Source organism: Mesorhizobium sp. WSM2561, from assembly GCF_000513915.1.
Lineage (GTDB): Bacteria > Pseudomonadota > Alphaproteobacteria > Rhizobiales > Rhizobiaceae > Mesorhizobium > Mesorhizobium muleiense.
The window spans coordinates 1-4,012 of the sequence record NZ_AZUX01000092.1; the positions used below are offsets into that span (position 1 = coordinate 1).

Consider the following 4,012-nt stretch of genomic DNA (forward strand, 5'->3'; position numbering starts at 1 on the left):
CTTCTAAACGCACTTCACTATAAATTTGGCGATCGCATTAGCGTATCGGGAGAGAATGCGGGGCTACACATTGTCGCTTGGCTCCGGGAACTGCCCCGGTCGGCGACGGACAAGCTGATCGAGAAAGCATCGAAGACTGGCATTGGCGTCTACTCGGTGATGCCACTCTTCGATCCTCTCGTATCCGAGGGCTCGCCGGACCATGTTGGCTTGGTGATGGGCTACGCAGCTTTGGACGTGCGCCAAATAGAGCGCGGTATCCATTTGCTGAGTCAGGCCGTCGATCGGCTACGCAGGTGATCAACCTTTGCTGTCAATCCTCGTGCGAAGGGAGCCGGATTTCGGCGACGTCGAGGTGCCTCTGTTCAATGGCGGTCATGCACCTTTTGCCGCCGAATTTGTTTCTTGCTTTTCGTGACCTTCAAAATGACGCTTTGACGTATGAAACACTTGCCCAATTCCAAACGGCACTGCAGTTGTATCCAGTTCCACCCCTCTCAGTTGAAATACACCATTTTTACGCCACCGAAACTCGCCGCAGCCGTCGGCCCTCACCAGCCAAGAATTCATCAGGTCCGGAGGCAGGTTCGCCCATGCGGGGCTGGGATCGCGTTTTGAGTGAGACGGCCATTCATGCTGCGCCGATTCCAGGCGGAGACCGGTAACTTCTCTGGGGTTGGGGAACGAATAGTTAAGGCCATGCAGTCCACCACCGTCGTTTTGTTCGGAGGCGCGACAACGGCGGTGGAGTGGACGATCACGATCGAGGGGAAGAACGAGTTCGGCGACGTTTGTCGTCGCGACGTCCGGATCTACAAGAGCTGGGAGCGCCTGTTTGATGGTGACATCGGCCTGTGGTCGACGATGGCAAGGATCATGGCGGCGCTGCAGGGTGCGGTCGTCAGCCATGAGGCCGAGACCTACTCCCTCTTTCGTCGCGTCTGCCCGGATTGCCACGCCTTTCGGCCGATCAAGGACTATACGGCACGCCGGATCCGACCTGTCTTCGGGACAGTGAAGGTTCGCAGTCCCCGCTGGACGCTGTGCAGGGATTGCCATCCGGGCATGGTCGTTGCCTTCGCGCCGCTGAAGGAGATTTGCCCAGAGCGGGCCACGCCCGAGCTGATGGAACTGACGGCGCGGCCGGGAAGCATGATGCCCTACCGGCAGGCGGCGAAGGTGCTTGCCGAGTTTCTGCCGATTGAACCGACCGAGACACACGCGACGGTGCGCAAGCGTACGATCAGAGTCGGGGAGCGGCTCGACGACCGGATCGCACAAGAAGAACGGCGGGCGATGTCTCAAGCAGAGGATCGCCGCCAGTTCGAAATCCGGCTTCCCGGCGATAGGCGCAATGAATTCGTCATTAGCATCGATACGGCTCATGTTCGCAGCGCCGATCCCAATTCGGCACGAAATTTCGAGCTCGTCGTGGCCCGATGTGGCCGCGGCGGTCGGGGCGATCCCGGTGGCCGCTATTTCGTCACAGGCAGCACCGATCAGACCGCAATTCGGAACCGCGCCCTTCATGCACTGGAGCGCGAAGGCTATTGCGGCTTCGGCGACGTCACCGTGATCTCGGACGGCGCCGAGATCCTGAAGCGGTTGCCTCAGGCGATGCCGAAGCCGACAGTTCACATAATCGACTGGTTCCACATTGCCATGAAGATCCAGCCGATGCAGCAGATCGCCAGCCACATCGTACGATCCCGATCCGATCTCCCCGAAGCCTTTTCATCCATCGACAGGGAGATCAAGGCCGTGAAATGGCGCCTGTGGCACGGGCGTGTTGATCGTGCGATCCGCGGCCTGGAGCGGCTTCTGGCGAGACTTAAGCAGTCGCAGGTAGAAGACGAATTCTCGACCGCGCGTCTTCACAGCCTTGGCTCGCAGCTCCTGACCTACATCCGTTCGAACCGCGGTGCGATCGTCAACTATGGAAAACGCTATCGGGCCGGGCTTCGTGTCGCAACCACGCTCGCCGAGTCAGCGGTGAATTCGGTTGTCGGCAAGCGGATGGTCAAGAAGCAACAAATGCGTTGGTCGCCACGCGGCGCCCATATGCTGATGCAAGTCCGCAGCGCCGAACTGAAGGATGAGCTTCGCGATCGCTTGCGGGCACCGTTCCGACAGCCAGAGCCGAACGTGCCCCCTTTGTTCAAGCCCAAACCACCCCTCCTGCAGGCCGCCGCATAACCCCGGAAAATTACCGGTCTCCCCGAGTCATTAAATCTGATTTGGTTTCCTACCATGAATTGTCCCGATAAAAGTGGCAGCCCCATCGGGTGATCCATGTTGAATGTTTGCTTCTGTTGCCGGCCCTGCCGCACCCGGCTGTCAGGACGTGGTCGCGGCAGGCCAATGAGCCTAGCGCCGGATTGAACTGAAGGGCCTGCCCATGTGCCGGCCCTGTCGTGTTGATGACCGCGTCGAAGCGCGCGGTCTCGATCCGTGTTTGCCCGCGCCGCCGGAAGCTGACGGCGAGGCCTTCCTGGGCATTTGAGGCCAGCAGGCCGCCGCGATGTTGTCGAACGTGCTGGCCGCCTGGCGGCGGTCCAGCACGGAAGCGACCTGCGGGGCGATCCTGAAGCGATGCACGTCCCAGAACACACGCAGCTTACGGACTAGCCTTGCCCGTTCGGGCGGAGCAAGGGCGGCCCACAGCACCGGCCCCTGCAGGCGCAACTGGTCGAAAACTGATTGCCAGTTGACATTGGCCGCGCCCGCCGCCGCCAATGTAGCCAGAATGTTGCCAAGCAGGCCAAGCGCCGTAGCGGACGGCGATGATGCAAAATCGCCGAAGGGTTCGCCTCTGACATCGGGATGGCCACGCGAGCGCAGCCCGCGGCGCGACAGCGCCAGGATGCGACCGCGATGGCCACGGCGATCAAGCTCGGCCACCATGTCGGCCGAGGTCAGGCCGGAGCCGACGATCAGCACGGCTGCCTCAGGATCGATCGTGGCGAGAGCCGCCGGAGCATATGGATCGGCGATGAAACCCGTGTGCCTGCGCGACCGGGGCCAGCGCGGCCGGGATGCCGGGCCGCGGATGTGTCACTGCCAGGACGACAGCGTCGGCGGCGACCAGTCCGACCGAGCTGTGCACGGTCCAGCCGGCGCCGGTCGCGTCGCGTGTCACGGCCGTGGCGTGAGCAGCGACATGGCGCACGGCGTCCGTACCGAGATAAGGCGCGAGATGCTCGGCGACGCAGCGGCCGAACACCCGCCGCCGCGGAAAGACATCGCCATTTTTCCAGATGGCGTCCGTGTCGCACTCGAGTTCCCCACTGCCGGCCAACCAGCGCGCAAAATGCTGTGGGTCATCCGGAGCCATGCTCATTCTGACAGCAGGCACATTGACCCGATTCGACGGCTCCTCGCTGGAATAGGCAACACGAACCGAAGACGACGGAATCCCATAAGCCGCTCTCTTGCCAGACCAAGAGCACGGGTATCACGCGCAACGCGCTTTGCAATGAGTCAGAAGCAGAGCGGTCCGGGGCCACCAGCCCAGGCGGTGTTTCCGGAATTCTGTCTGAACGACGCCTTCAGCATCGGTTCGAAAGGCATCTCTTACCTTTGGCGGACAGGACCGCGAGTTGAACGGCTTCTTTTTATCCAGAACTTCGGAATGCGAGGATATTAACCTGTCGGTCTCGGTGGTGGCCGATCAGGGCGGTGCGGGCGCGTTCGCTCCCGCCGGTCAGGCGAAAATCGTACTGCGGCGAAGAAAGCCGCCGAGGCGAAAAGGCGCGGCCGGCAGGTCCGCTGCTGGACGAAAGCAGCCCGCACAAAGGTGCGGCCGAAGAAGTGGCAATAAAGCGGCGCGGACGCACGCGCATCCAAGCTAAGTGGGAGCGATACGCAAGACCGGTTCGCTCCGTTGCCATAGTCCCATAACGTGGTGAAGAAGCAGTTAATGGCCTTGCCGGGGGAACTGCACCACCTTGCCACGTGGGCGCGAATATTGTGCCGTCGCAATGGCCTCGATCAACAAATCCAGGGCCGCACG

The 4,012-nt window shown here is 61.7% G+C and carries 4 protein-coding genes and 1 pseudogene; 2 read left to right on the plus strand and 3 right to left on the minus strand.

Annotation, left to right across the window (positions count from 1 at the left end; genetic code table 11):
- A pseudogene (locus M727_RS42805) lies at positions 1 to 300 on the plus strand (PLP-dependent aminotransferase family protein); the annotation flags it as partial.
- Between the two features lie 75 nt (positions 301 to 375).
- Here the strand turns inward: M727_RS42805 and M727_RS42670 are convergent.
- The gene (locus tag M727_RS42670) at positions 376 to 570 is read right to left on the minus strand and encodes a hypothetical protein (protein WP_198032746.1); all 195 of its coding nucleotides are present in this window, start codon (positions 568 to 570) and stop codon (positions 376 to 378) included.
- 63 nt (positions 571 to 633) lie between these two features.
- On the opposite strand from M727_RS42670, the gene M727_RS0132460 reads away from it, so the two are divergent.
- Positions 634 to 2,196, plus strand: coding sequence for an ISKra4 family transposase (locus M727_RS0132460; RefSeq protein WP_156941726.1), 1,563 nt, complete (start codon positions 634 to 636; stop codon positions 2,194 to 2,196).
- Between the two features lie 171 nt (positions 2,197 to 2,367).
- Here M727_RS0132460 and M727_RS43610 read toward each other — a convergent pair whose 3' ends face one another.
- Together M727_RS43610 and M727_RS43615 are read right to left on the minus strand one after the other, a co-directional pair.
- Positions 2,368 to 2,940 carry a hypothetical protein gene (locus M727_RS43610; protein WP_027156005.1) on the minus strand — a complete coding sequence of 191 codons (573 nt, stop codon included), beginning with the start codon at positions 2,938 to 2,940 and terminating at the stop codon, positions 2,368 to 2,370.
- A gap of 7 nt (positions 2,941 to 2,947) precedes the next feature.
- Entirely contained in the window at positions 2,948 to 3,415 is a 468-nt protein-coding gene (locus M727_RS43615) for an FAD/NAD(P)-binding protein (protein ID WP_280944204.1), read from the minus strand.
- Between the last annotated feature and the right edge of the window lie 597 nt (positions 3,416 to 4,012).

Excerpts from the sequence above, each read along its gene's own strand:
- M727_RS42670 (WP_198032746.1), bottom strand. The coding sequence starts at position 570 with ATGAATTCTTGGCTGGTGAGGGCCGACGGCTGCGGCGAGTTTCGGTGG.
- M727_RS0132460 (WP_156941726.1), top strand. The coding sequence starts at position 634 with ATGCTGCGCCGATTCCAGGCGGAGACCGGTAACTTCTCTGGGGTTGGG.